Below are 24104 nucleotides of genomic sequence, written 5' to 3'. Positions count from 1 at the left end.
AAGGCGGAATGAAATCATGGCTACCTCCAGTATCAACTCGACCAACGGCTCCACCGGCGCGACGGTCTCGACGGACGTGTACAACCGCGTCCAGCAAACCATGGCGTCGCAGACCAGCGCCGCCGCCAAGCTCAACGCGTCCATCACCAAGGACCAGACCAAGCTGTCCGCGCTCGGCCAGTTGCAGAGCGCGCTGGCCAGTTTCCAGCAGATCGCCGCCAGCCTGACCGGCAACGGTCTCAGCACCAGCGCCGCCAGTTCGGCCAAGACCGTGCTGACCGCCTCGTCGACCGGCACGGCCAAGGCCGGCACCTACGCCATCGATGTCAAGCAGCTGGCGCAGGGTCAGTTCCTCACCAGCGAGGAGTTCGACCTCAGCGCCGACGGCAAAATCGGCTCCGGCGCCACCACCACCGTCAAGATCGAGTTCGGCGCCAGCAGCAAGAGCGTCACCATCGACGCCAGCAACAACACGCCGGCCGGGATGGCCGCCGCGTTCAAGGCCGCCGGCATCGATGTCACGGTGGTGAAGGGCGACGACGGTCAGTACTCGCTGTCGATCGCCGGCCAGCCCGGCGCGGCCAACAGCATGCGCATCAGCGTCAGCGGCGACGCCACGCTGAAAAACCTGCTGACCTACGATCCGGCCGGCACCCAAAAGCTCAAGCAGACCAGCGCCGCCATGGACGCCATCCTCACCGTCGACGGCAAGGAGATCAAGAGCCCGACCAACACCATCAAGGACGCGGCCATCGGCGGCGCCACGCTGAACCTGGTGGGCGCCGGCAAGAGCGACGTCACCATCAGCGCCGGCGCCGGCCAGATCGGCGACAACCTGAAAGCCCTGGCCAGCGCCTACAACGACCTCAACGCCAAGCTGCTCAAGCTGCAGAAGGGCGAGCTGAAATCCGACACCGCCTTGAACCAGGCCATCAGCCAGATGAGCATGCTGCTGAAAACCGGCGGCGGCTCGGTCTCGGTCACCAAGCTGGCGGCGGCCGGCATTGGCCAGGACAAGGACGGCAACATGGTGCTGGACGATAAGAAGCTGCAAGCCGCGCTGGCCGCCGATTCGTCGGCCGTCGCCAGGCTGTTCACCAGCGACGACAAGCGCGGCATTGCCGACCTGCTATCGTCCAAGGCCGCGACGCTGACCTCGGCCAACAGCGTGCTGACCAAGGAAACCAGCCTGACCAGCAGTGAGATCACCAGCCTGAACAGCAAAAAGGCCGCCATGACCAAGGCCATGACGGCCCAGGCCAACGCGCTGGCCGCGTTGTACACGGCCCAGGCCCAGACCGGCGCCGGCAGCGCGCTCACGGCCGGCGGCAAGGGCACCGGCACTCTGTTTGACATGCTGGGCTGAGAATTCTAAGGAACTCCTTGCATCCGGGCGGTGGATGCCCGATCATCACGGCTTGTGTGATGAATCCCATTTCGGAGGTGTTATGGCAGGGAAGTTCGTTGGCGCGGCGCTGTTGGCTGCTGGTTTGATGGTAGGCGCGGCCCAGGCGCAAGAGGAAAAAGTCCTCAATATCTACAACTGGTCTGACTATATCTCCGAAGATACGGTTAAAAACTTTGAAAAAGAAACCGGCATCAAGGTCCGCTATGACGTTTTTGATAACAACGAAATCCTGAACTCCAAGCTGGTGGCCGGCAAGTCCGGCTACGACATCGTGGTGCCGACCGCGCCCTGGGCGCGCCTGCAGATCGATGGCAAGCTGCTGCGCAAGCTGGACAAGTCCAAGCTGCCCAATCTGAAGAACCTCGACCCGGCCATCCAGGCCAAGCTGGCCAGCATCGATCCGGGCAATGACTACCTGGTCGACTGGCTGTGGGGTTACACCACGGTCGGCATCAACGTCAACAAGGTCAAGGCCGCGCTGGGCGGCATGCCGATGCCGGACAATGCGTGGGAACTGATCTTCAATCCGAAATACGCGTCCAAGCTGAAATCGTGCGGCGTGTCCTTCCTCGACTCGCCGTCGGAAGTGCTGCCGGCCGCGCTGATGTACATCGGCAAGCCGGCCTACTCAAAGACCGCCGCCGATTACGCGGAGGCCGGCAAGGTGCTGCAGGCGATCCGTCCTTATGTGACCTTGTTCAGCTCGTCGGGCTACATCAATGACATGGCCAACGGCGCGGTGTGCGTGGCGATGGGCTGGTCGGGCGACATCAACATCGCCCGCCAGCGCGCCATCGACGCCAAGAACGGCAACGTGATTGAAGCGCTGGTGCCGAAGACTTCGGCCGCGCTGATGTTCGACACCATGGCCATCCCGGCCGATGCGCCGCACCCGAACAACGCCCACCTGTGGATCAACTACATCCTGCGTCCGGAAGTGCACGCCAGCCTGACCAACAAGGTGTTCTACGCCAACCCGAACGCGGCCAGCTTGAAGTTCGTGAAGAAGGATATCGCTAACAACAAGACGGTGTTCCTGTCGGAGGAGGACAAGAAGCGCATGACGCCGCCGGAGGCGGTGCCGGCCGACATTCGCCGCAACATCACCCGCATCTACACCAAGTTCAAGACCGGCGTGTAAGCGGGCCCTGTAAACGTTGAACGGCGCGAGTGGCGATGTCCTGGTGAGGGCACGCCGCTGGCGCCGTAGGCTTCAGTGAAGCTGAGTGCTATTCGTGATAGCGGTCGACCAATCTTTGTTTACTGCCACGCATTTCCTGGACCAGTTCGTAAACAACCAGGGAGATCATTCCTCCAAAAATCCCCATCGTGAGCAAGGTGAACATCATGATAGCCCCCCCTCGTAGTTGATACAATTAAACTTTAGCAGAAGCCCTTGGCTTTACAAGTTATTTAACCACGAGGTCCGCGGCCATCACCGCCTTCAGATACACACTCATGGGATCGCCCGGCTCGCGCTGGGCAAACCACCACGCGCTGGCTTTGCGGATGTCCCATTCCAGATCGTCCCCCGTCAGCAGCATCGAGGCCACCTGGCCCAGTGTCGGCTGATGGCCGACCACCAGCACCGAATCCTTGTTGCCCGGCCAGTTGACGGCCTTGAGGACGTCGGCCGGATCGGCGCCCGGCGCCAGGTCGGTGTGGATCTTGAACTTGCGGCCCAGCGCCTCCACCGTCTGCAGCGTGCGCACGGCGGGGCTGGACAGGATCTTGCAGCTGTCCGGCAGTTGCGAGTTGAGCCACTGGCCCATGCGGCGCGCCTGCTTCTGGCCCTTGCTGGTCAGCGCGCGTTCGAGGTCGGTCATGCCGGGGCCGGCATCTTCAGCTTCCGCGTGTCGCCATAAAATCAGATCCATGCTCTACTCTCCCAGGTGGGCGTTGGGCGTGCCCAGCGATTCCATCAGGTGTTGCTGGGCGCTGAATGCGGCTTGCTTGCCGCGCGCCTTGCGGCGCTGGTAGTGACCGTCGGCCTCGAGTTCCCAGGCGTTCTGGTTGTCCTTCAAATACGGGCTCAGGCCTTCGGCCATCACCCGGCGCTTCAGTGCCTTGTCCAGAACAGGGAAGGCGACCTCGATGCGGCGGAACAGGTTGCGGCTCATCCAGTCGGCGCTGGCCAGATAGGTGTCGTGCGCCAGGTCGTTGCGGAAGTAGTAGATGCGGCTGTGCTCCAGGAAGCGGCCGATCACCGATCGCACCTTGATGTTTTCCGACAGGCCGGGCACACCCGGCTTGAGGGTGCAGGCGCCGCGCACGATCAGGTCGATCTTCACGCCATCCTTGGACGCCGCGTACAGCGCGCGGATCACCGATTCGTCCACCAGTGCGTTGATTTTAACAATAATCCGGCCCGGCCGCCCCGCGCGCGCGATGCGCGCCTCGTTGCGGATGGCCTTGATGATCTCGTTCTGCAGCGCGAACGGCGCCAGCCACAAGTGGGTGAGGCGGTGCGGCTTGGTCAGCGAGGTCAGGTGGATGAACACCTCGTTCACCTCCTGGCTGATGCCGGGGTGGCAGGTCAGCAGGCCGAAGTCGGTGTAGAACTTGGTGGTGGTCGGGTGATAGTTACCGGTACCAAGGTGGGCGTAGTAGCGCAGCTTGTTGTCCTCGCGGCGTATCACCAGTGCCACCTTGGCGTGCGTCTTCAGGCCGACCACGCCGTACACCACCTGCGCGCCGGCCTGCTCCAGCTTGTCCGCCCAGTTGATGTTGGCTTCCTCGTCGAAGCGCGCCTTCAGCTCCACGATGACGGTCACTTCCTTGCCGGCCTTGGCGGCGGAGATCAGCGACTCCATCAGGTCCGAGTTCATGCCGGTGCGGTAAATCGTCTGCTTGATCGCCACCACGTTCGGATCGTGCGCGGCGCCGCGGATGAAATCGATCACCGTCTGGAACGACTGGTAGGGGTGGTGCAGCAGGATATCGTTTTCACGCAGGGCCGCGAAGATATCCGGGTTGCCCGGTTTCTGCGCGAAGCCGGGGAAGAAGGGCGGGAAGCGCAGCGCCGGGTTGTTGACGTGGTCCATGATCTCGTTCAGGCGCACCAGATTCACCGGGCCGTTGACCGCGTACAGCCGGCTCTGGTGCAGGCCGAACTGGTCGAGCAGGAATTGCGACAGCTCGGGCGGGCAGTTCTTCGCCACCTCCAGACGCACCGAGGCGCCGAACTGGCGGCCGACCAGCTCGCCTTTGAGCGCCTGGCGCAGGTTCTTGACCTCGTCCTCGTCGACCCACAGGTCGCTGTCGCGGGTGACGCGGAACTGCGAGTAGCCAATCACCTCGCGGCCGGCGAACAGGTCGGAGATGTGGGCGTGGATCACGGAGGACAGCAGGCAGAACGAAATGCCGCCGCTCTTGGATAAATGATCGGGCAGGCGGATCACGCGCGGCAGCACGCGCGGCGCCTTGACGATCGCGATGCCGGTGCCGCGCCCGAAGGCATCCTTGCCGCCCAGCTGGACGATGAAGTTCAGACTTTTATTGATCACCTGCGGGAATGGGTGGGCAGGATCGAGGCCGATCGGCGTCAGCAGCGGTCGCACCTCGGTGTCGAAGTATTCCTTGACCCAGGCGCGCTGCGCCTCGTTGCGCTCGTTGTGGCGCACCAGGTGGATGCCGTTGGCGGCCAGCTCGGGCAGGATTTCATTGTTCAGGATTTCATACTGGTGGGCCACCAGCAAATGGCATTCATTGCTGATGCGCGACAGGGTGGCCACCAAGGCGGGGTGGGCGGACAGCGCGCCGTCCGCGGCGCCGGCCGCCAGCAGGCTGGCCACGCGCACCTCAAAGAATTCGTCGAGGTTGCTGCTGCAGATGCACAGGTAGCGCAGCCGCTCTAATAAGGGAATGGTTTTATCCTCGGCCTGGGCCAGCACCCGGCGGTTGAACATCAATTGCGAAAGCTCCCGGTCGAGGAAGGCCGAGTTCTTGTTCACTTCTGCATGCACGTCAGGCTTCATGTCTTTTTAATCACTTTGCAGGTAAGCTCATTCTATCCTGTTTGCGGAAGAATGGTTGCTACAGTGTAAAGATCAAATATGACAGCTTTGTGACAAACCCTGTCATAAATGCGGCCCGAATATGACAAGGGTATGTCATAAAAGGCCTCAAGCCGGTGTGTTTACAGAGGGAAGCGGGGCGTGCGGGGTCAATTTTGAAATATTTTGGCCATGTCATAAAGCTGTCATATTCGCCCGCTAGACTGCGCAGCATCCTAACCTGTCATAACAAAGGACTTGAAATGCGACTGAAACAATTGATCTCTTCCCTGGTGGTAGGCGCAGCGGCCGTGATGGCCTTCTCGTCGGCCGCCCACGCCGCCGATATGACCGGCGCCGGCGCGACCTTCCCGTACCCGATCTACGCCAAATGGGCTGAGTCGTACAAAGCCGCCACCGGCAACGGCCTGAACTACCAGTCCGTCGGTTCGGGCGCCGGCATCAAGCAGATCAAGGCCAAGACCGTCGACTTCGGCGCATCGGACATGCCGCTGGCGGCCGCCGACCTGGACGCCGAAGGCCTGATGCAGTTCCCAGCCATCATGGGCGGCGTTGTGACCGTGGTTAACCTGGACGGCATCACCCCAGGCCAGCTGAAACTGACCGGCCCGGTGGTGGCCGACATCTACCTGGGCAAAGTGACCAAGTGGAACGATCCAGCCATCGCCGCCCTGAACCCGGGCGTGAAGCTGCCGGCCGACGACATCACCGTGGTGCACCGCGCCGACGGCTCGGGCACCTCCTTCCTGTTCACCGACTTCCTGTCGAAAACCAGCCCTGAATTCAAGACCAAGATCGGCGCCTCGACCGCTGTGAAGTGGGTGGTGGGCGTGGGCGGCAAGGGCAACGAAGGCGTGGCCGCCAACGTGCAGCGCATCAAGGGTTCGATCGGTTACGTCGAGTGGGCCTACGCCAAGAAAAACAAAATGTCGCACACCCAGCTGAAAAACAAGGACGGCAACTTCCTGCAGCCTGACGACGAGTTCTTCAAGGCCGCCGCCGCCAACGCCGAGTGGACCAAGACCCCGGGCTTCGGCGTGGTGCTGACCGACCAGGCCGGCAAGAACTCGTGGCCGATCACCGGCGTGTCCTTCATCCTGATGCACAAGGCCCAGGCTGACGCCAACAAAGGCAAGGAAGTCGTGAAGTTCTTCGACTGGGCCTTCAAGAACGGCGGCCAGCAAGCCACCGATCTGGATTACGTTCCACTGCCAGCCTCGGTGGTCAAGCTGGTGCAGGATTCCTGGAAAGCCAACCTGAAAGACGCTTCGGGCAAGGCCATCTACTAATCCGGACTGTCCCTTCGCCGCCCCGGTCGCGGCGGCGAGGGGGTTAGCCTGCGGCGCCCAACCCGGACACCGCAGGCTAGCTTACATCCACCGAGAAAAAATATGAGCGCAGATATCACTTCCACGCCACTATCCAAGCAAGAGCCGGCCATGCATACCAGCACCGCCCCAATGACCGCCGCGGAACAGGCTGCGATGCAATCCATGCTGCGCACCATGCGCAAGCAGCGCATCCAGGACTTCTTCTTCCACAAGACCACCATGATCTTCGCGCTGTCCGTGCTGGCGGTGCTGCTGGGGATTATCTTCTCGCTGATGGTCGGCGCCTGGCCGGCCTTCAAGGAGTTCGGCCCGGCCTTCATCACCACGGTGGAGTGGGACCCGGTCAACGACCAGTACGGCGCCATGATCGCCATCGTCGGCACGCTGGCCACCTCCGGCATCGCGCTGCTGATCGCCTTCCCGGTGTCGTTCGGCATCGCCCTGTTCCTGACCGAGATCTGCCCGACCGCGCTGCGCCGTCCGCTGGGCACGGCGGTGGAGCTGCTGGCCGGCATCCCGTCCATCATCTACGGCATGTGGGGCCTGTTCGTGTTCGCGCCGCTGTTCGGCGACTACGTGCAGCCGCTGCTGAAATCGACGCTGGGCCAGCTGCCGCTGATCGGCCAGTTCTTCAGCGGCCCGACCATGGGCATCGGCATCCTGACCGCCGCCCTGATCCTGGCCGTGATGATCATCCCCTTCATCTCTTCGGTGATGCGCGACGTGTTCGAGATCGTCCCGGCCGTGCTGAAGGAATCGGCGTACGGCCTGGGCTGCACCCGCTGGGAAGTGGTGCGCAAGATCGTGCTGCCGTACACCAAGACCGGCGTGGTCGGCGGCGTGATGCTGGGCCTGGGCCGCGCGCTGGGCGAGACCATGGCCGTGACCTTCGTGATCGGCAACGCCAACAAGCTGTCGTTCTCGCTGTTCGCCGCCGGCAACTCGATCGCCTCCACCCTGGCCAATGAATTCGCCGAATCGGATACGCCGCTGCACACCTCGTCGCTGTTCGCGCTGGCCCTGATCCTGTTCGTGATCACCTTTATCGTTCTGTCCGCCGCCAAGCTGATGCTGGCCGGCATGTCTCGCAAGGAAGGCGTCAAATAATGAGCGCAACTCTGGAAAAAGCCGCGATGAACCCGGTGTACCGCAAGCGTCTGCTGACGCACCGCATCGGCATCGCGCTGTCGGTGGCCGCCATGTCGGTCGGCCTGCTGGTGCTGGCCTGGATCCTGATCACCCTGGCGGTGAAAGGCTTCGGCGCGCTGAGCATCAATATGTTCACCCAAACCACGCCGGCGCCGGGCAGCGAGGGTGGCGGCCTGATCAACGCCATCTTCGGCAGCGTCATGATCGTCGGCCTGTCGACCCTGATCTCGACCCCGATCGGCATCCTGGCCGGCATCTACCTGGCCGAGTACGGCGAGGAGAACAAGATCGCCAGCATCACCCGCTTCGTCACCGACATCATGCTGTCGGCGCCGTCGATCGTGATCGGCATGTTCGTGTGGGCCATGTACGTGGCCACCACCAAGCACTACTCGGGCTACGCCGGCTCCATCGCGCTGGCGCTAATCGCCGTGCCGGTGGTGGTGCGCACCACCGACAACATGCTGCGCCTGGTGCCGAACAGCCTGCTGGAAGCCGCGTTTGCGCTGGGCGCGCCGCGCTGGAAGGTGGCGATGATGGTACGCCTGCGCGCCGTCAAGGCCGGCGTGATCACCGGCGTGCTGCTGGCCGTGGCGCGCGTCTCGGGTGAAACGGCGCCGCTGCTGTTCACCGCCCTGAACAACCAATTCTTCAGCGCCGACATGAACGCGCCGATGGCCAACCTGCCGGTGGTGATCTACGGCTTCGCCATGAGCCCTTACGACAACTGGCGCGAACTCGCGTGGGGCGGGGCACTGCTGGTGACCTTCAGCGTGCTGGCCCTGAACATCATCTCGCGCACCGTGTTTGCCCAAAAAGCCCCGAATTAATCCGATAAAGCGAATCCATACAATGAATACGCAACTGAGCCAAGAAAACGTCGTCGCCATGAACCAAGGCAAGCGCAAGACCATTGAAATCGCCGGCCTGAACTTCTTCTACGGCAAAACCCAGAGCCTGCACAACGTCAGCCTGGACATCCACGAAAAGCAGGTGACCGCCTTCATCGGCCCGTCGGGTTGCGGCAAATCGACCCTGCTGCGCACCCTGAACCGCATGTACGACCTGTACCCGGGCCAGCGCGCCGAAGGCTCCATCATGTACCGCGGCCGCAACATCCTCGAAGGCGGCCAGGACTTGAACATGCTGCGCGCCAAGGTGGGCATGGTGTTCCAGAAGCCGACCCCGTTCCCGATGTCGATCTACGACAACATCGCCTTTGGCGTGCGCCTGTACGAAGACCTGTCGAAAGGCGAGATGGACGAGCGCGTGGAATGGGCGCTGAAAAAAGCCGCGCTGTGGACCGAAGTCAAGGACAAGCTCACCAAGAGCGGCCTGTCGCTGTCGGGCGGCCAGCAACAGCGCCTGTGCATCGCGCGCGGCGTGGCCGTCAAGCCTGACGTGCTGCTGCTGGACGAGCCGACCTCGGCGCTGGACCCGATCTCGACCTCCAAGGTGGAAGAACTGATCTCCGAGCTGAAGCAGGACTACACCATCGCCATCGTGACCCACAACATGCAGCAGGCGGCCCGCTGCTCGGACTACACCGCCTATATGTACCTGGGCGAGCTGGTGGAATTCGGCGAAACCGACCAGATCTTCATGAATCCGGCTCGCAAAGAGACCCAGGATTACATCACCGGCCGTTTCGGCTGATCCATCTTATAATACTACTCACAATTGGAGTGCAGCATGATCGGTGAACATTCATCCAAACAGTACGACAACGAGCTGGAAGCTATCCGCAGCAAAGTGCTGCTGATGGGCGGCATCGTCGAGACCCAGTTCCTCGACGCCATGACCTGCTTCCGCATCGGCAACTCCGAGCGCGCCGACCGCGTGATGCGCGAGGACGACGCCGTCAACCAGCTGGAAGTGCAGCTGGACGACCAGTGCAGCCACCTGATCGTGCGCCGCCAGCCGGCCGCCAACGACCTGCGCACCATCATGGCCACCATCAAGGTCATCACCGACCTGGAGCGCATTGGTGACGAAGCCACCAAGATCGCCCGCGTGGCCAAGGCCCTGCACGCGCGCGGCGCGGTGACCGTCAACCACTATGAAATGGTGCGCGGCATCGCCAACAACACCTCGGACCTGCTGCACGACGCGCTGGACGCCTTCGCCCGCAACGACGGCAAGCAGGCGCTGCAACTGATCGCCCAGGACGCCGTGATCGACCACGAATTCCGCTCGATCATGCGCAACCTGATCACTTTCATGATGGAAGACCCGCGTACCATCTCGGCCGCGCTGGACACCCTGTGGGTGGCCAAGGCGATCGAGCGCATCGGCGACCACGCCAAGAACATCGCGGAATACGTGATCTACGTGGTGGAAGGCAAGGACATCCGCCACACCAAGACCCACGCACTGGAAGAACAGCCTGAGCAAGCTGAATAACACCACACATGGCATCTGATAAAACCACTGTACTGATTGTTGAAGACGAACCGGCGATTGTCGAGCTGGTGACATTTTCGCTGCGCGAGGCGGGCTGGAACTGCTGCGCCGTGCAAAGCGCGGGCGAGGCCTGGGACTTCATCCAGAGCAAGACTCCGCAACTGATATTGCTGGACTGGATGCTGCCGGACTCGACCGGCTTGCGCCTGCTGTCGCGCATCCGCTCGGACCGTCAGTTCAACGACATCCCGGTCATCATGCTGACCGCCAAGAGCATGGAAGAAGACAAGCTGGCCGGCCTCAACACCGGCGCCGACGACTACGTCACCAAACCGTTCTCGCCGCGCGAGCTGCTGGCGCGCGCCAAGGCCCTGCTGCGGCGCAAGGCGCCGGAACACGCGCAGGCGACCATGCGCGCGGCCAACATCATGCTGGACCCGGTCAGCTGCACGGTGTCCATGGACGACCAGAAGATCGACATCGGCCATGCCGAATACAAACTGTTGAAATTCCTGCTGGCGCACCCGGAGCGCGTGTTCTCGCGCAGCCAGCTGCTGGACAAGGTGTGGGGCGATCACGTGGTGATCGAAGAGCGTACCGTCGACGTGCACGTGCTGCGCCTGCGTAAGGCCCTGAAGGAAGCCGAGCACCTGATCAAAACCGTGCGCAGTGTCGGCTACATGCTGTCGGAAAAAAGCTGAGTTTTAAATGAATCCAAAACTGGTGTTCTGGGTGCCTGCCGCGCTGCGCACCGCCATCATTCTGGCGGCCTGCGCGCTGGCGGGCTGGATGTTCGGCTGGGTCAACGGCCTGATCCTGGCGCTGATCGCCATGCTGGCGCTGGTGTTCACGCAACTGTCCTACCTCTACCAGCTGAGCAACTGGATGGACGACCCGCAAAGCGCCAAGCTGCCGGACGGCTGGGGCGAATGGACCAACATCTTCTCGCGCCTGTACCGCATGCGCCGCGAGGACGAGAAAAACCAGGCCGAGCTGACCGAATGGCTGGCGCGCTTTCGCCAGGCCATGCACCTGCTGCCGGACGGCGTGGCCATCATGGACGACGTGCTGTTCCTCGAATGGTGCAACCCGGCGGCGGAAAAGCACCTGGGCCTCAGCAACGAGCGCGACAAGGGCATGCGCGTGACCAACCTGGTGCGCAACCCGGACTTCATGGATTACATCATCCTCGGCCGCTACGACCAGCCGCTGACCATCAGCTTCCGCGAGCGCAAGCTGATCGTGCACATCATCCCGTTTGAAAACCGCCGTCAGATTTTGGTGACGCACGACGCCACCGAAACCGAGCGCATCGAGGAAATGCGGCGCGACTTCATCGCCAACGCCTCGCACGAGCTGCGCACGCCGCTGACGGTGATCGTCGGCTTCCTCGAGATCGCCGCGCAAGAGGGCCTGGACGCGGCCACGCGCTCTTCGCACCTCAAGCTGATGACCGAGCAGGGCCATCGCATGCAGCACCTGATCGAGGACATGCTGACCCTGTCGCGGCTGGAATCGGTGGACTACCCGATGCGGCCCGATCCGGTGGACGTGAGCAAGCTGATGGACCAGGTGCTGCGCGAGGCGCGCGCGCTGTCGGCCGGCAAGCACGACATCACCATGGAAGTCAGCGGTCCGGACGTGCTGGGCTCCTACGAGGAACTGCACAGCGCCTTCGGCAACCTGGCCTCCAACGCGGTGCGCTACACCCCGGCCGGCGGCAAGATCCACCTGCTATGGAAAGCGTACGAAGGCGGAGTCAAATTCATGGTCGAGGACACCGGCATCGGCATCAGCCCGGAGCACATCTCGCGCCTGACCGAACGCTTCTACCGGGTCGACAAGAGCCGCTCGCGCGAAACCCAGGGCACCGGGCTGGGGCTGGCGATCGTCAAGCACGTGCTGCTGCGCCACGGCAGCACGCTGCAGATCAAATCGGAGGCCGGCAAAGGCAGCACCTTCATCGTCTGCATCCCCAAAACCGCCGTCGTGCAACCGCAGCCGGAACTGCTGCCGGGTTAAAACCTTAAGCGTGTTCGCCCTGCGGCTGGAGTTGCGCGAGCACGCCGGGCGTATGCTGTTCGGCGGTGGCGGCGATCTCCTCGACCTGTCCGGGGGCGATCTGCTCGGTCTGCTCGGGCGTAATGTGCGGATGCGTGCCGTCCTCGCTGAAACTGCCGATGCTGCCGGCCAGCGCGGTGCGCATCTCCGGACTGACATTGGCCAGCAAATGATTGAGCAGATCGGCCCGTTGTTCGGGATTACTGCGCAAAAACAGCTGACTGATGGTCAGCGGAAACGGCGCTTGTTGCTGTGAATGAAGGGCCGCCTTGACGCTGGCGGCGTGATCGGTATCGCTGGCGAACTGGATAGACATGATAGCTCCTTGTAATCTCACAACAAGGAGCTTACGGGGTTGGCGCCGGAGGTCTGTTCGCGGCCTAACCGAGCGCGCGGCTAAGGATGGTTGATCTGATCGATCACGTTCTTCACCTTGGCGACCGCCTCCGGCGACAGCTTGGTGAACATGCAGCCGAGATGCAACTGTTCTCCCAGCAGGAAAGAGCGGAAAGAGCGGCCGAAGCGGATTTCCATCTCCTCGACCTCGATGGTGACCTCGCCCAATTCCAGCACCACATTCTGGAGCTTGCGGCCCTTGATCAAGCCCTTGGCGCGGTTCTTGGAGCAATGCATGCCGATACCGCCCTCCGAGATATCGTAGACCGGCAGCTCATGCTCGGTGGTCTCGTTGATCGCGAACAAGGCCATGCAAGTGATGCCGAGCGGGGTCTCGACGCGCTCGGTGCCGCGCCGGTTCAGCACGGTGCAGGTTTCCGGGAACACCATGGGAATGTGCAGCGGCTGGCCGGGCACCGGCTTCCAGTCCTCGCTGGACAGGCGGAACTGCAGCTTGGCCGAGCGCAGGGTGGTGACAAACGTAATCTTGCCTGGAGGCAGGGCGGCGCCCTCATTCAACTCCATCACAAAATGCGGCAACTCGGGGTCGACTGTCAGGATACGGCCGAATATCGGCTCACGGCTGCCGGGGGCATACATGGAGATGGCATCGCCATGCTCGGCCAGCAAGGTGAGCGCATCGCCAATCTCGTCCTCGGTGGCCATGTCGAACGAGTTGCCAGCCTGCGCCGTGAAGGGCGCTATCGCGTCTTGTGGCCGTGGTGGTCCTTTTCGGATCAGGACGGCATGTGCCTCGTGGAGCGTCATAATATTTATTGTGAGTTAGACGTTGTTTGGGTCCCATTTACAACTACATCATAGTCGAATTTTTCCGAATGGCAACCTATTTCGGATGACAGGAAACGTCTGCTGTCAAGTATGAGTAGCGCCCGCAACACCGCCCGTTGCCAAATCAACACATCGGGGTCAGCTCTGACATTCGGACAAGCGGAAACGTTATTTGATAAATATCAAAACCTCAACTTCGGTTATGCTGTTGGCCGGACAATATAAAACAGGACCTCGATGCCGGGCGTGACCGCAAAACTCCACCAATTCCTGCGCGGGACCAGCGACAGCGCCGGTCCCGGCCTGCTGCCTGCGGCGGCCACGCTCGATCGTCCGGAAGGCGCGCGCCGTTACCTGGTGGCGGCGCCGCCGGCCTCGACCGGCGGCAAGCGCGGCCTGGTGGTGGTGCTGCATGGCGCCGGCGCCTCGGCGGAACAAGTGCTGGGGCAGGCATTCCCGCCATCGCCGCTCTCGCTGTGGCTGGAAATTGCCGCGCGCGAGCAATTGGTGGTGATCGCGCCGGACGCGGGAAAGGGCGGCTGGAGCGACTGCTTTGCCCCGGAAGCCCGGGTCGCCAAAAAGCATGACGTCGCCTTCATCGGCGCGCTGATCGAGCACGCGGTCGGCCACTTGGATGTTGATCCCGCGCGCGTGTACCTGATCGGCGTGTCGCGCGGCGGCTGGATGGCGTATGCCGTGGCCACCGCGCTGCCGCACAAGCTGGCGGCTTTCTCTGTTGTGCTGGCGGGGATGCCGCCGCCGGGCCGCGGTAAAGAGCCGGGCATGCCGTTGCCGGCGCTGATTTTTGGCTGCACCGCCGATCCGCTGATTTACTATCACGGCGGCAAGCCCTGGTATGCACTGGGATTTGCCGAGCCGGTGCGCGGCATCGAAGCCAGCGTACACGCCTGGCGCGAGCTGGCGGGCTTGCCGGACACGCCCGACATCGTGCATCTGCCGAAAAGTGATCCACAAGCCAGGACCAGTGTCACCCGTTACATCTGGGGCCGGCAGGCGGATGGGCTGCAGGTCGGCCTGTACCGGATCGATGGCGCCGGTCATGCCGAGCCAAGCCGCCTTAAGCGCTATCCCGGCTTCATCAACTGGCTGACCGGCTTGCAGAACGCCGACCTTGAAGTCGCCGAAGCGGCCTGGGAGTTTTTCCGCACCAAACGGCGTCACACCGTCGGCAGTATCCTGAACGCCTCCGCAACAGGTGTTGCCGACTCCTCGATGGCGACATGATCCACGCGCGCGGCGGGCGGGCCCTTGCGCGCCCAGCTGGTGATGGCTTCCAGCGCGGCGGCATCGCCATCCACCTCCGCCTCCACCGAGCCGTCGCGCCGGTTGCGTACCCAGCCGCGCAAGCCCAGCGCCACCGCCTGGCGCTCAAACGAAGCGCGGTAACCCACGCCTTGGACCAATCCAGTAATCAACAAGCGCTTAGCCATGGGCAGCTCCGGGAGCAGATGAAGACATAGTGTACCCCGGCTCAGCGTTAAGCACGGCGCCGCCAGAATTGCCACCATTTCGCACTCGCCGGAGCTGACGCCTCAACCGCAGGTTGCCAGCCATCGGTGCGCCAGCCGGCCGCCACGCCATTTTCCTCAATGACGAGAAAGCCCGTGCACGCCGAGTTCGCTACGCGAATCTGTGTCGCCCCGAGGCGGCTGGCGATGTGCTCCACCAGATCGTCGCGATCGACGTACTGTTTGGACGGCGTTTGCCAGAACGTCACCGTGACAGTTCCCGCCTCGAGGTACTTGCGCACCAGAGCGTGCAATACCTCCAGGCGTGGCTGGCCTGGGCCGTCGCTGACGATCTGGTAATCAAGCTTGTCGGGTTGATAGCTGGCGCCGCCGTCCCAGTCCGTCAGGTCTGGCGCCAAGCCGCCTGGCGGGCCGTCCGGCATGGCGAAAGCCGCCTCCATGAACGCATCAAATGACGAATCCATTGAAAGAAAATGCAAGCCCACCGTGTCCCGGCCAAGCTGCGATTCAAGACTGTTCCAGTCCGCCGACGGCATCGCCAGGAAAGCGACGTCGCTGCTATGCGTCGAGCCCCGGCACAGCCGCAGATCCGCTTCCGGACGGGCGACCCTTGCGAGCGCGTGGAGAAGCCGAAATCGGTCATCACGATTGTATTCCCATCGCACCTCGACGGTTCGATCGCGAAACGAGAGCTGTTGAGAATCCTCCTTGCCGGGTATTGCCTCATCGTTCACCGCACCCAGGATTTCGCCAAGTTGGCGGTTCCATGTGGCGACCGGATCCTCGTCGTCGCTCCAGATAAACGGCTGCGGATGGGCCGAGATATAGTCCCAGCCATCGTCCGCAGTGTGATGAGAGCAAAGCATGATGGAGGTTTCAAGCGTCATCAAAACAACTCCTTGTCGTGGCCGTAAAGCCGATGCCTCAATGCGGGAATGGCGCCAGCGCCTGCGCGGCCGCCGCCGGGCTGAGCGCCGCCGCGTCGAGCGGGCGCATGGTCTGGGCCTTGCCGTTCAGCGCGGCCTGATTGTCAGCCATGCCACGCAGCAGCTGGGCGGTGATACGATCCAGCTCGGGGCGGATGGTGTTGGCCAGATCGGGGGCGTCGTCGAAGTGGCCGGCGTGCTGGGCCTGCCATTGCGCGTACAGTTCGCGCTGGACGGTCTTGGAGGCCTCGATCTGCGCCTTGAAGACGGCTTCCACCCACGCATCCGGCAACCCCAGCGCACGGCCTTGCCGCACCGCCGCCGCGATGACTTGCGCCTCGCGCGGCAAGTCCTCGATCGGCGCCTGCACGTTCCATTTGGCGCGGGCGACGGCGGGCGCCAGCAGCAAGCGCTGGTCGATGGCCTGCCGCAGCGGTTCCAGATTCCACGGGAAGTCCAGCCAACGGTCGAGACTGGCGCGCACACCGCCATTGGCCATACGCTGCTCCAGCCACTGGTCGACATAGGCCTTGAAGGCGGCGTCGCGCGGCAGCAGAATGGCTTTCTCCGCGCTGTCGAACGGCGCTTCCGGATGCACCGCGCACAGCTCGGGGTGCAGGCGCTGCTGCAAGCGCGTCTCGATCGCGTCCGTCATCATCAGGTCGGCGGCGCCCGCGACGATCTGGCCGAAGATGGTGACGTTGTCCGGATAGACCGTCAGCTGCGCCCGGGGCGCGTACGTGCGGGCGAAACGCTCGTTGGTGCCGCCCGGATTGACGATCAGCCGCACCTCCGGCTGATTGATCTGCGCCAGCGTCTGGAAGCGCGCCTCGTTGCCGCAGCGGGTGATCGGCGTCTTGCCGTCGCGCAGATAGCTGACCGAGAACAAGGCCTGTTTCTGGCGTTCGGCCGTCACCGATACGCCGCTCATCGCGATATCGAACTTGCCGGCGTTGAAGTCGCTCATCAGCGTTGGCCAGGTGGTCGGCACGATGACCAGTTTCACGCCCATGGCGCGCGCCAGTTCACCGGCCAGTTCCACATCCAGGCCGATGAAGTCCTTGCCGCTGCGGTAGCTGAATGGCTTGTAATCGCCGGTGCTGCCCACCCGCAGCGCGCCGCGCGCGTTGACGTCGCCGAGCACCTCGCCGGCGTTGGCCTGGGCCGGAGCTTGCCCGGCGGCGAGCAGCGCGCCAAGCAGGATGATGAGTTTCGCGCCATGTGCCCGGCCGGTCGCTGCGTGCATGTCTTACCTCCCTGATCTGTGACGGCACAGCGTAGGAGAAGTGGCGACGTGTGTCAACCGCGTGGCGCTCGCGGCTACAGTGTCCGGCCCAGCGCCGCCTCGAACCGCGGCAGTTGCGCGCGGTCCGCCAGCAGGCAGTCGGCCAGCATGATGTCGTGCGCGACGATGCGGTCTTCCAGCAGCGGCGCCACCTTGGTGCGCAGATGATCGAGCGCCAGCCGGGTGCCCCGTCCCAGCTCCATGCCGGGGTGGAAGTGCAGGCCCTGCGCCGCCGTGATGTACTCGATCGCCAGCACTTTCTGCACATTGTTCAGGATGCGCAGCAAATGCAGCGTCGCCGGCGTCCCCAGCGACAGGTGGTCCTCCTGCAGCGCCGAGGTGATGTAGTTGTCCAGCACCATCGGCTGGGCCAGCATCTTGTTTTCCGCCACCAGCGAAGCCGCCGCGTACTGGACGATCATCAGGCCGGAATTGACGCCGCTCTCGGCGATCAGGAACGGCGGCAGGCCGCTCACGTGCGGATTGACCAGGCGGTCGATACGCCGCTCGGACACGCCGCCCAGCTCCGCCACCGCCACCGACAAGGTGGTGGCGGCCATCGCCATCGCTTCGCCGTGCGGATTGGCCTGCGAGATGACGCGGTAGTTGTGCTCGTCGCCAAACACCAGCGGATTGTCGTTGGCCGATTGCAGTTCGATCTGGATCAGGCGCTCGGCATGGGCGATCTGCTCGCGCGCGGCGCCGTGGATCTGCGGCATGGAGCGCAGGCTCAGCGCGTCCTGGGTGCGGATGCCCTGGCCGCAGCGCAGCACTTCGCTGCCGTCCAGCAGCGCGCGCAGGTTGGCGGCCACCCGCAGTTGCCCGGGATACGGCTTTTGCAGCATGGCCTCCTCGTCGAAGGCGCTCAGCTGGCCGCGCAGCGCCTCGAAACTCATGGCGCCGATCAGATCGGCCCAGCAGGCCAGCCGCCTGGCCTGCTCCAGCGCCAGGGACAGCAGGCCGGTCATGCAGGGCAGGCCGTTCACCAGGCTGAGGCCGTCCTTGGCGCCCAGCGCCACCGGCGCCAGCCCGGCCGCGGCCAGCGCCTCGCTGGCGGGCAGGATCCGGCCGTGCATGCGCACCTCGCCCAGGCCGATCAGCGCCAGGCCGACGTGGGCCATGTGGGTCAGATAGCCGACCGAGCCCTGCATCGGCACCACCGGGGTCAGCCCGAGGTTCAGGAAGTCCAGCAACTGCCGCACCACCGGCGCGCTGATGCCGGAGTGGCCGCGGCTGTAGTTGATGATTTGCGCGCACATGATGGCGCGCGTCTCCGCCACGTCGAGCGTGGCGCCCAGCCCGCAGGCGTGGCTCTGCAGCGTGCGCCGCGACAGCTGCCCCAGCTGCTCGCCGCTGAGCACCACCTCGGACAGCGCGCCCAGGCCGGTGTTGATACCGTAGGCCTTGACGCCATCGGCGACGATGGCATCGACGATGCGGCGCGCGGCGCCGATGCGCTGCCACACGGCGGGGCTCAGCTCGAAGCGGGCGCCGTGGGCGACGCGGGCCACGTCCTGGTAGCCGGCCGGCGCCAGCTCATCCAATACGACGGTTGCGGTTTGCATGGAGATCACCTCGTTTCGTGCGCCGGCGTTGCCGCGTGGGCGCGTTTCTCGACGAATTTGCGCACGTAGTCGTCGGCCGGCGCAGCCAGGATCTGCTCCGGCGTGCCCACCTGCACCAGCCTGCCGTCGCGCAGGATGGCGATATGATCGCCCAGCTTGAGCGCCTCGTCCAGATCGTGGGTGATGAAGATGATGGTCTTGCGCAGCGTGGCCTGCAGCGTCAGCAACTGGTCCTGCATGTCGTCGCGGATCAGCGGATCGAGCGCGCTGAAGGCCTCGTCCATCAGCAGCACCTCGGTGTCGGCGGCCAGCGCGCGCGCCAGGCCGACGCGCTGGCGCATGCCGCCCGACAGCTGGTCCGGGTACTGGTCCTCGTAGCCGCGCAGGCCGACCCGCTCCAGCCAGGCGCGGGCGCTGGCGCGGGCACTCGGCCCCGGTTCGCCGCGCGTCAGCAGGCCGTAGGCGGCGTTGTCCAGCACGGTCTGCTGGGGCAGCAGGCCAAAGCCCTGGAACACCATGCTGATGTGGTGGCGCCGCAGTTCGCGCAGCGCGCGCTCGGACATGGCCAGCACGTCCTGGCCGTCGATCAGGATGGTGCCGGCGCTGGGCTCGATCAGGCGGTTGAAATGCCGCACCAGCGTCGATTTGCCGGAGCCGGACAGGCCCATGATGACGAAGATCTCGCCGGCCTCGATGTTCAGCGACACGTCGTGCAGGCCGATGGTGCAGCCGGTTTGCGCCAGCACCTCGGCCTTGCCGGCGCCGTCGCGCAGCAACCGCAGCGCCTGGCGCCAGCGCGCGCCGAACACCTTGACCACGTTCTTGACCTGGATTTTGTAGGGAGTCATGTGCTTGCCTTGTCCGTTTGCGCCTTGCGTTGACGGCGATCCCTGCCGTAGCCCTGGGTGATGCGGTCCATCACGATCGCCAGGATGACGATGGCGATGCCGGCCTGCAGGCCGCGGCCGATGTTGACCGTCTGTATGCCCTCCAGCACGTCCTCGCCGAGGCCGCGCGCGCCTATCATGGAGGCGACCACGACCATGCCCAGCGCCATCATGATGGTCTGGTTGAGGCCGGCCATGATGCTGGGCCGGGCGAGCGGCAGCTGCACGCCGATCAGCAATTGCCAGCGGGTGGCGCCGAACGACAGCGCGGCCTCGGTCAGCTCGGCGCTGACCTGGCGGATGCCGAGGTCGGTCAGGCGTATCAGCGGCGGGGTGGCGTAGATGATGGTGGCCAGGATGGCCGGCACCTTGCCCAGCCCGAACAGCATCAGCACCGGCACCAGGTAGACAAAGCTGGGCATGGTCTGCATCACGTCCAGCAGCGGCATCAGCAGCCGCCGCAGGCCGTCGCTGCGGGCGCTGAGGATGCCCAGCGGCAGCGCCAGCGCCACCGCGATCAGCGTCGCCACGATCACCAGCGCCAGGGTCTGCAGCAACTGGTCCCACAGGCCGAGGCAGCCGACCAGCAGCACGCAGGCGGTGTAGCCGATGGCGTGCGGCCAGCGCCGCGTCGCGTGCAGGCTGAGCAGGAAGACGGCGGCCAGCACCAGCCACCAGGGCAGGGCGCGCAGCGCGCTTTCGAACGGCACCAGCACATGCCGCAACAGCCAGACCGCGCCGTCGTGGAAGGCGTCGCCGAAGCGGTTGTTGACGGCGTCGACCGCGTCGTTGATCGGCTCGACCAGGGAAATCTTAAGGGCTTCGGGGAACGATGTCATGTGATCCTCATTTCAGCGTGGCGGCGATGCGGGCCGCGACCTCGGGCGGCACCCAGGCCCGCCAGATGGCGGGCTGGCGTTGGAGGAACAGCCGGGCCAGCGCCGGCGCCTCCAGTTTTTTCGCCTCGCGCTCGGCCAGCATGGCGTTGAGCAGATCGACCGGCACGTTGATCTGCTCGAACAGCGCGCGCAGCACCGGATCGGCGTCGTGGAAGACGCGCGAGACGCCCACCCGCAGGCGGTTGGGCGGGTTGACGGTGCCGCACGGCTTGCCGTTGTTGGGGTTGGTCAGGGTCTCCCAGCAGGCTTGCGAGAACGCCGGCTCCTCCAGCCGGATGAACTTGTAACGCCCCATCATCGCGGTCGGGCTCCAGTAATAGAACAGCACCGGCCGGCCGCGCTGCACCGCCGAGGCGATCGCCGCGTCCAGCGCCGGCCCGGTGCCGGGACGGAAGTTGACGTAGCTGTCCTGCATGCCGTAGGCCTTGAGCTTCTGGGTGTTCACGCCCTGGCAGGTCCAGCCGGTGGGGCAGTTGAGGAAGCGGCCCTTGTCCGGCTCCTCGTCATCCATGAACAGGTCCTTGTAGCGGGGCAGGTCGGCCACCGAACGCAGGCCGGGCGCGCTGGCCTTGATGCCGCGCCTGGCGTCGCCCTTGACCAGGTATTCCGGCACGTACCAGCCTTCGGACGAGTCCTTGATGATATCGCCCAGCGCCACCACCTTGCCGGCCTTGGCGGCCTCGTTCCACGCCGTGCTGCGGCCTATCCATTCCTCGCCGAAGACCTGGATGTCGTTGCGCGCCAGCGCCAGTTCCATCGCGATGCTGGTGCCGGGCAGCACCTCGGTCTTGCAGGCGTAGCCCTGTTCCAGCACATAGCGCATCAGTTCGGTCAGGAAGCGCGCGCTCTCCCAGTTCAGGCCGGCGAAATTGACGGTCTTGCCGCTGGCGCACCACGGCGAGGCCGGTGCCGCGCGCGCCGGCGCGGCACTGGCCAGGGCGGCTGCGGCCAGCAGCGCGGCGGCGATGTTGCGAGATTTCTTCATCGGAGGCTCATCCAAAAAATAGCGGCGTCAGAAGCGCGCCTTCACCCGCAGGCCGACGGTGCGCGGCCGCGCCATGTACAGCGTGTCCCCGGGCTGCAGGCCGTTGGGATCGCGCGTGATGTCGACCACCTTGGTGCGGTTGTTCAGATTGGTTCCGAACAGGCCGAACTCATACGCGCCGACCTTGTATGATAACGCCGCGTTGAACATGCTCGACGACGGGATTTCCGCGTAGTTGCTGCCGGTCGGCGCGAAGTCGGTGTACGAATTGCCGCGATACGAATAGGTGGAGGCGATGCCGATCTCGTCGTTGTTGGCCAGCGGGATCGTGTAGTTGAACGACAGGCTTGCGGTCAGGCGCGGCGCGTACGGCGTGCGGGTGCCGGCCGGCGCCGATTGCGCCGCCAGCGGCGTGACGATGTCGGTGCGCGCCTTGGCGTCGGTGTAGGCGGCGTTGAAGCCCAGGCTCATGCGTCGCGCCAGCTTGACCATCGATTCGATCTCCAGCCCCTGGCTGCGGATCTTGCCGGCGTTTTGCGTGTAGTAGTAGGAGCAGGGCAGGTAGTTGGCGACCTGCACCTTGTCCCAGTCGATCAGGAAGGCCGCCACGTTGAGGCTGAAGCGCTGGTTGAGGAAGGTGTTTTTCGAGCCCAGCTCGTAGCTCCACAACTGGTCCGGGCCGAAGCTGGCCGGGGCCTGGATGCCGCACAGGGTTTGCGGCACCGGCTGGTTGTTGCCGCCGTAGCGGAACCCCTTGCCGGCCTGCGCGTACAGCAGGTGGTCGGGATCCAGATGGTAGGCGGCGGCGAAGCGCGGGTTGCCGCCGCGCGCGTGGGCCGTGCTGTTGACGATGTTCGGCGTGCCGATCGGCGCGTCGACCGTGGCCGCCGGCGTGTTGCCGTAATAGCCGGTGAAGCGCAGCTTGAAATCCTCCGACTGGGTGAACAGGCGCACGCCGGCCGTCAGGTCCAGCTTGTCCCACAGCGTATAGGTGGCCTCGGCGAACAGCGCGGCCTGGCGCGCGCGCGATTCCTGGGTGCCGGAGAATTGGTCGTCCGGGTTGAAGGCCAGGTCGTTGCGCTGCGAACTGTAGCCCGGGAAGCCGTACGTGTCGGCGTAGCGCGCGTCCATGCCGGGCGTGGGCTCGTCTTCCCAGAAGTCGCGCTTGCCGCTTTCGAGGAACAGGCCGGCGGTCCATTTCAGCGGCCCCGCCTCGGTCGAGTTCAGGCGCAATTCCTGGGCGAAGTCGCGCAGCTTGTTGGCGATCGTGTAGTCGGCCTGGATCAGGCTCTGGCCGGGGAAGATGAAGGCGGTGGTGTTGTACTCGTCCGACTTGCGGTACAGCGTTTTGCGGTGCACGAAGGTGGTCGACGACACCAGTTCCGCCTTGGCCAGCTTGTAGTTGACCGCCAGATTGTACAGCTGCATGTCGTCCTTGGTTTTCTGCTCGGTCATGGCGCTGGTGGTGAAGGGCGCCAGGCCGCTGAAGGCGCCGTTCAGGCCGCCGTCCATGGAGGAGGCCGTGATGCTGGCGTCCACCGTCAGGTCGGGCGACGCCTGCAGGCGCAGCGCCACGCGGCCCTGGTCGGTATGGGTGTCGTTGGTGCGCTTGCCGTTCAGGACGTTCTTGACGTAGCCGGAATCCTCGCCGGTGTAGCCGGTCACGCGCAGGGCCAGCACGCCGTCCTTGACGGGCACGTTGACCATGCCGCGCAGGTTGCCGTTGGCGCCGCCGTTGCCGGAGGTGCTGGAGCCGACCGCCTCGACCGAGCCGAAGGTGGCGTCGAGATCGGGCTTCTGCGTGATCTGGCGGATGGTGCCGGCCATGGCGCCGGCGCCGTACAGCGTGCCCTGCGGGCCGCGCAGCACCTCAATCCGTTCCAGGTCCAGCACTTTGAGATCGGGGTTGCCGGACTTGAGCGTGACCGGCATGTCGTCCACATACACCGCCACCAGCGACGCGTCGGCGATTTCCGACGGCGTGATGCCCCGCACCACCAGGCCGCGCATGGTGATGTTGTTGACGCCGGGACCTTGTTCCTGCATGTCCACCGACGGCGCCACGCGGGCGATGTCGGCCAGGCCGGACAGGCCGAATTTGGCCAGGCTTTCGGGCTTGATGGCGGTCAACGCCATCGGCACCTGCTGAATTTCCTCGGCGCGCGCCGAGCGTGAAGCGGTCACCTCGACGCGTTCGATCTGGTCGCCACGGTCGGCCGCGGCCGGCGCCTGCGTCTGCGCCGACGCCATCGTGCTGGCCGAAACCATCGCCAGCGCGCTCAACCCCATCAGTTTGTTGCCCATTCTGTCTTCCTTCTCCGGTATGGATAGCTAGGTGAAATTGCACCGTCGCGTGGCGGTTGGCACCAACATGGCGCAAGCAGGTGCCCTGCGACGGTGAATCATTGCTTTGGCGAGCCATTGTCTATACATGACAAGCCAAATTGTCTATACAAGTACGTCGACTTCCAGATCTATGCAGGATGTGTGCCAGATATTCCAGCCACCCAGGGT

General features: G+C 64.4%; 22 protein-coding genes and 1 pseudogene. 10 read left to right on the top strand and 13 right to left on the bottom strand.

Annotated features, from left to right (window positions below):
- The first annotated feature begins 16 nt into the window (after positions 1-16).
- The gene (fliD, locus tag FHW83_RS15745; protein WP_176647293.1) at positions 17-1366 is read left to right on the top strand and encodes a flagellar filament capping protein FliD; all 1350 of its coding nucleotides are present in this window, start codon (positions 17-19) and stop codon (positions 1364-1366) included.
- Between the two features lie 82 nt (positions 1367-1448).
- Positions 1449-2549, top strand: a complete 1101-nt coding sequence (locus FHW83_RS15740) for a polyamine ABC transporter substrate-binding protein (RefSeq protein WP_176647292.1) — start codon at positions 1449-1451, stop codon at positions 2547-2549.
- Between the two features lie 268 nt (positions 2550-2817).
- Here FHW83_RS15740 and FHW83_RS15735 read toward each other — a convergent pair whose 3' ends face one another.
- Together FHW83_RS15735 and ppk1 are read right to left on the bottom strand one after the other, a co-directional pair.
- Positions 2818-3285, bottom strand: coding sequence for a histidine phosphatase family protein (locus tag FHW83_RS15735; RefSeq protein WP_176647291.1), 468 nt, complete (start codon positions 3283-3285; stop codon positions 2818-2820).
- Positions 3286-3288: 3 nt separating this feature from the next.
- Positions 3289-5385, bottom strand: a complete 2097-nt coding sequence (gene ppk1, locus FHW83_RS15730) for a polyphosphate kinase 1 (RefSeq protein ID WP_176647290.1) — start codon at positions 5383-5385, stop codon at positions 3289-3291.
- A gap of 281 nt (positions 5386-5666) precedes the next feature.
- Between ppk1 and pstS the strand changes: the two genes are divergently transcribed.
- The 7 genes from pstS to phoR all read left to right on the top strand — a co-directional run bounded on the left by pstS (position 5667) and on the right by phoR (position 12329).
- A complete protein-coding gene (gene pstS / locus FHW83_RS15725; RefSeq protein WP_176647289.1) occupies positions 5667-6713 on the top strand; it encodes a phosphate ABC transporter substrate-binding protein PstS in 1047 nt (348 codons plus the stop codon).
- 150 nt (positions 6714-6863) lie between these two features.
- Entirely contained in the window at positions 6864-7862 is a 999-nt protein-coding gene (gene pstC / locus FHW83_RS15720) for a phosphate ABC transporter permease subunit PstC (RefSeq protein WP_176647288.1), read from the top strand.
- Positions 7862-8734 (top strand): phosphate ABC transporter permease PstA, encoded by an 873-nt coding sequence (gene pstA / locus FHW83_RS15715; protein WP_176647287.1) that lies wholly within the window; start codon positions 7862-7864, stop codon positions 8732-8734. The genes pstC and pstA overlap by 1 nt, the downstream gene beginning before the upstream one ends.
- A gap of 22 nt (positions 8735-8756) precedes the next feature.
- Positions 8757-9560 carry a phosphate ABC transporter ATP-binding protein PstB gene (pstB, locus tag FHW83_RS15710; RefSeq protein ID WP_229224208.1) on the top strand — a complete coding sequence of 268 codons (804 nt, stop codon included), beginning with the start codon at positions 8757-8759 and terminating at the stop codon, positions 9558-9560.
- 36 nt (positions 9561-9596) lie between these two features.
- The gene (phoU, locus tag FHW83_RS15705; protein ID WP_176647286.1) at positions 9597-10307 is read left to right on the top strand and encodes a phosphate signaling complex protein PhoU; all 711 of its coding nucleotides are present in this window, start codon (positions 9597-9599) and stop codon (positions 10305-10307) included.
- Between the two features lie 8 nt (positions 10308-10315).
- Positions 10316-11008 (top strand): phosphate regulon transcriptional regulator PhoB, encoded by a 693-nt coding sequence (gene phoB, locus FHW83_RS15700; RefSeq protein WP_176647285.1) that lies wholly within the window; start codon positions 10316-10318, stop codon positions 11006-11008.
- A gap of 7 nt (positions 11009-11015) precedes the next feature.
- Positions 11016-12329, top strand: coding sequence for a phosphate regulon sensor histidine kinase PhoR (gene phoR / locus FHW83_RS15695; protein WP_176647284.1), 1314 nt, complete (start codon positions 11016-11018; stop codon positions 12327-12329).
- A 4-nt stretch (positions 12330-12333) separates the two neighbouring features.
- Here phoR and FHW83_RS15690 read toward each other — a convergent pair whose 3' ends face one another.
- Positions 12334-12684: a hypothetical protein gene (locus FHW83_RS15690; RefSeq protein ID WP_176647283.1), complete on the bottom strand. Its 351-nt coding sequence runs from the start codon at positions 12682-12684 to the stop codon at positions 12334-12336.
- Positions 12685-12764: 80 nt separating this feature from the next.
- Positions 12765-13532, bottom strand: coding sequence for a flagellar brake protein (locus tag FHW83_RS15685; RefSeq protein WP_229224207.1), 768 nt, complete (start codon positions 13530-13532; stop codon positions 12765-12767).
- Positions 13533-13799: 267 nt separating this feature from the next.
- Between FHW83_RS15685 and FHW83_RS15680 the strand changes: the two genes are divergently transcribed.
- Positions 13800-14798, top strand: a complete 999-nt coding sequence (locus FHW83_RS15680) for an alpha/beta fold hydrolase (RefSeq protein ID WP_176647282.1) — start codon at positions 13800-13802, stop codon at positions 14796-14798.
- Here the strand turns inward: FHW83_RS15680 and FHW83_RS15675 are convergent.
- The 9 genes and pseudogenes from FHW83_RS15675 to FHW83_RS15640 form a co-directional block, all read right to left on the bottom strand.
- A complete protein-coding gene (locus FHW83_RS15675; RefSeq protein WP_176647281.1) occupies positions 14732-15004 on the bottom strand; it encodes an acylphosphatase in 273 nt (90 codons plus the stop codon). The genes FHW83_RS15680 and FHW83_RS15675 overlap by 67 nt on opposite strands.
- 47 nt (positions 15005-15051) lie before the next feature.
- The gene (locus tag FHW83_RS15670; RefSeq protein WP_176647280.1) at positions 15052-15930 is read right to left on the bottom strand and encodes a hypothetical protein; all 879 of its coding nucleotides are present in this window, start codon (positions 15928-15930) and stop codon (positions 15052-15054) included.
- Between the two features lie 37 nt (positions 15931-15967).
- Positions 15968-16453, bottom strand: coding sequence for a gamma subclass chorismate mutase AroQ (gene aroQ / locus FHW83_RS31340; RefSeq protein WP_373997224.1), 486 nt, complete (start codon positions 16451-16453; stop codon positions 15968-15970).
- Positions 16427-17215, bottom strand: a pseudogene (locus FHW83_RS31335) (transporter substrate-binding domain-containing protein); the annotation flags it as partial. The pseudogene FHW83_RS31335 and the gene aroQ, both read right to left, overlap by 27 nt.
- Before the next feature lie 74 nt (positions 17216-17289).
- The gene (gene hutH, locus FHW83_RS15660) at positions 17290-18819 is read right to left on the bottom strand and encodes a histidine ammonia-lyase (RefSeq protein WP_176647278.1); all 1530 of its coding nucleotides are present in this window, start codon (positions 18817-18819) and stop codon (positions 17290-17292) included.
- A 5-nt stretch (positions 18820-18824) separates the two neighbouring features.
- Positions 18825-19667 carry a glycine betaine/L-proline ABC transporter ATP-binding protein gene (locus tag FHW83_RS15655; RefSeq protein WP_176647277.1) on the bottom strand — a complete coding sequence of 281 codons (843 nt, stop codon included), beginning with the start codon at positions 19665-19667 and terminating at the stop codon, positions 18825-18827.
- Positions 19664-20545 carry a proline/glycine betaine ABC transporter permease gene (locus FHW83_RS15650; protein ID WP_176647276.1) on the bottom strand — a complete coding sequence of 294 codons (882 nt, stop codon included), beginning with the start codon at positions 20543-20545 and terminating at the stop codon, positions 19664-19666. Before FHW83_RS15650 ends, FHW83_RS15655 begins: the two co-directional genes overlap by 4 nt.
- Positions 20546-20552: 7 nt before the next feature.
- Entirely contained in the window at positions 20553-21590 is a 1038-nt protein-coding gene (locus FHW83_RS15645; protein ID WP_176647275.1) for an ABC transporter substrate-binding protein, read from the bottom strand.
- 27 nt (positions 21591-21617) lie between these two features.
- Positions 21618-23894 carry a TonB-dependent receptor gene (locus FHW83_RS15640; protein ID WP_176647274.1) on the bottom strand — a complete coding sequence of 759 codons (2277 nt, stop codon included), beginning with the start codon at positions 23892-23894 and terminating at the stop codon, positions 21618-21620.
- Positions 23895-24104: the final 210 nt, after the last annotated feature.

The sequence above is a fragment of the Duganella sp. SG902 genome, assembly GCF_013376005.1.
GTDB lineage: Bacteria > Pseudomonadota > Gammaproteobacteria > Burkholderiales > Burkholderiaceae_D > Rugamonas.
Note: the sequence above shows the minus strand (reverse complement) of the source record. Positions and strands in the feature narration are given on the sequence as shown.

Excerpts from the sequence above, each read along its gene's own strand:
- phoB (WP_176647285.1), top strand. The coding sequence starts at position 10,316 with ATGGCATCTGATAAAACCACTGTACTGATTGTTGAAGACGAACCGGCG.
- FHW83_RS15685 (WP_229224207.1), bottom strand. The coding sequence starts at position 13,532 with ATGACGCTCCACGAGGCACATGCCGTCCTGATCCGAAAAGGACCACCA.
- phoR (WP_176647284.1), top strand. The coding sequence starts at position 11,016 with ATGAATCCAAAACTGGTGTTCTGGGTGCCTGCCGCGCTGCGCACCGCC.
- FHW83_RS15690 (WP_176647283.1), bottom strand. The coding sequence starts at position 12,684 with ATGTCTATCCAGTTCGCCAGCGATACCGATCACGCCGCCAGCGTCAAG.
- pstB (WP_229224208.1), top strand. The coding sequence starts at position 8,757 with ATGAATACGCAACTGAGCCAAGAAAACGTCGTCGCCATGAACCAAGGC.
- pstA (WP_176647287.1), top strand. The coding sequence starts at position 7,862 with ATGAGCGCAACTCTGGAAAAAGCCGCGATGAACCCGGTGTACCGCAAG.
- FHW83_RS15650 (WP_176647276.1), bottom strand. The coding sequence starts at position 20,545 with ATGACATCGTTCCCCGAAGCCCTTAAGATTTCCCTGGTCGAGCCGATC.
- pstS (WP_176647289.1), top strand. The coding sequence starts at position 5,667 with ATGCGACTGAAACAATTGATCTCTTCCCTGGTGGTAGGCGCAGCGGCC.
- FHW83_RS15740 (WP_176647292.1), top strand. The coding sequence starts at position 1,449 with ATGGCAGGGAAGTTCGTTGGCGCGGCGCTGTTGGCTGCTGGTTTGATG.
- FHW83_RS15670 (WP_176647280.1), bottom strand. The coding sequence starts at position 15,930 with ATGACGCTTGAAACCTCCATCATGCTTTGCTCTCATCACACTGCGGAC.
- ppk1 (WP_176647290.1), bottom strand. The coding sequence starts at position 5,385 with ATGAAGCCTGACGTGCATGCAGAAGTGAACAAGAACTCGGCCTTCCTC.
- phoU (WP_176647286.1), top strand. The coding sequence starts at position 9,597 with ATGATCGGTGAACATTCATCCAAACAGTACGACAACGAGCTGGAAGCT.
- FHW83_RS15735 (WP_176647291.1), bottom strand. The coding sequence starts at position 3,285 with ATGGATCTGATTTTATGGCGACACGCGGAAGCTGAAGATGCCGGCCCC.
- fliD (WP_176647293.1), top strand. The coding sequence starts at position 17 with ATGGCTACCTCCAGTATCAACTCGACCAACGGCTCCACCGGCGCGACG.
- FHW83_RS15645 (WP_176647275.1), bottom strand. The coding sequence starts at position 21,590 with ATGAAGAAATCTCGCAACATCGCCGCCGCGCTGCTGGCCGCAGCCGCC.
- hutH (WP_176647278.1), bottom strand. The coding sequence starts at position 18,819 with ATGCAAACCGCAACCGTCGTATTGGATGAGCTGGCGCCGGCCGGCTAC.
- FHW83_RS15675 (WP_176647281.1), bottom strand. The coding sequence starts at position 15,004 with ATGGCTAAGCGCTTGTTGATTACTGGATTGGTCCAAGGCGTGGGTTAC.
- FHW83_RS15640 (WP_176647274.1), bottom strand. The coding sequence starts at position 23,894 with ATGGGCAACAAACTGATGGGGTTGAGCGCGCTGGCGATGGTTTCGGCC.
- pstC (WP_176647288.1), top strand. The coding sequence starts at position 6,864 with ATGCATACCAGCACCGCCCCAATGACCGCCGCGGAACAGGCTGCGATG.
- FHW83_RS15655 (WP_176647277.1), bottom strand. The coding sequence starts at position 19,667 with ATGACTCCCTACAAAATCCAGGTCAAGAACGTGGTCAAGGTGTTCGGC.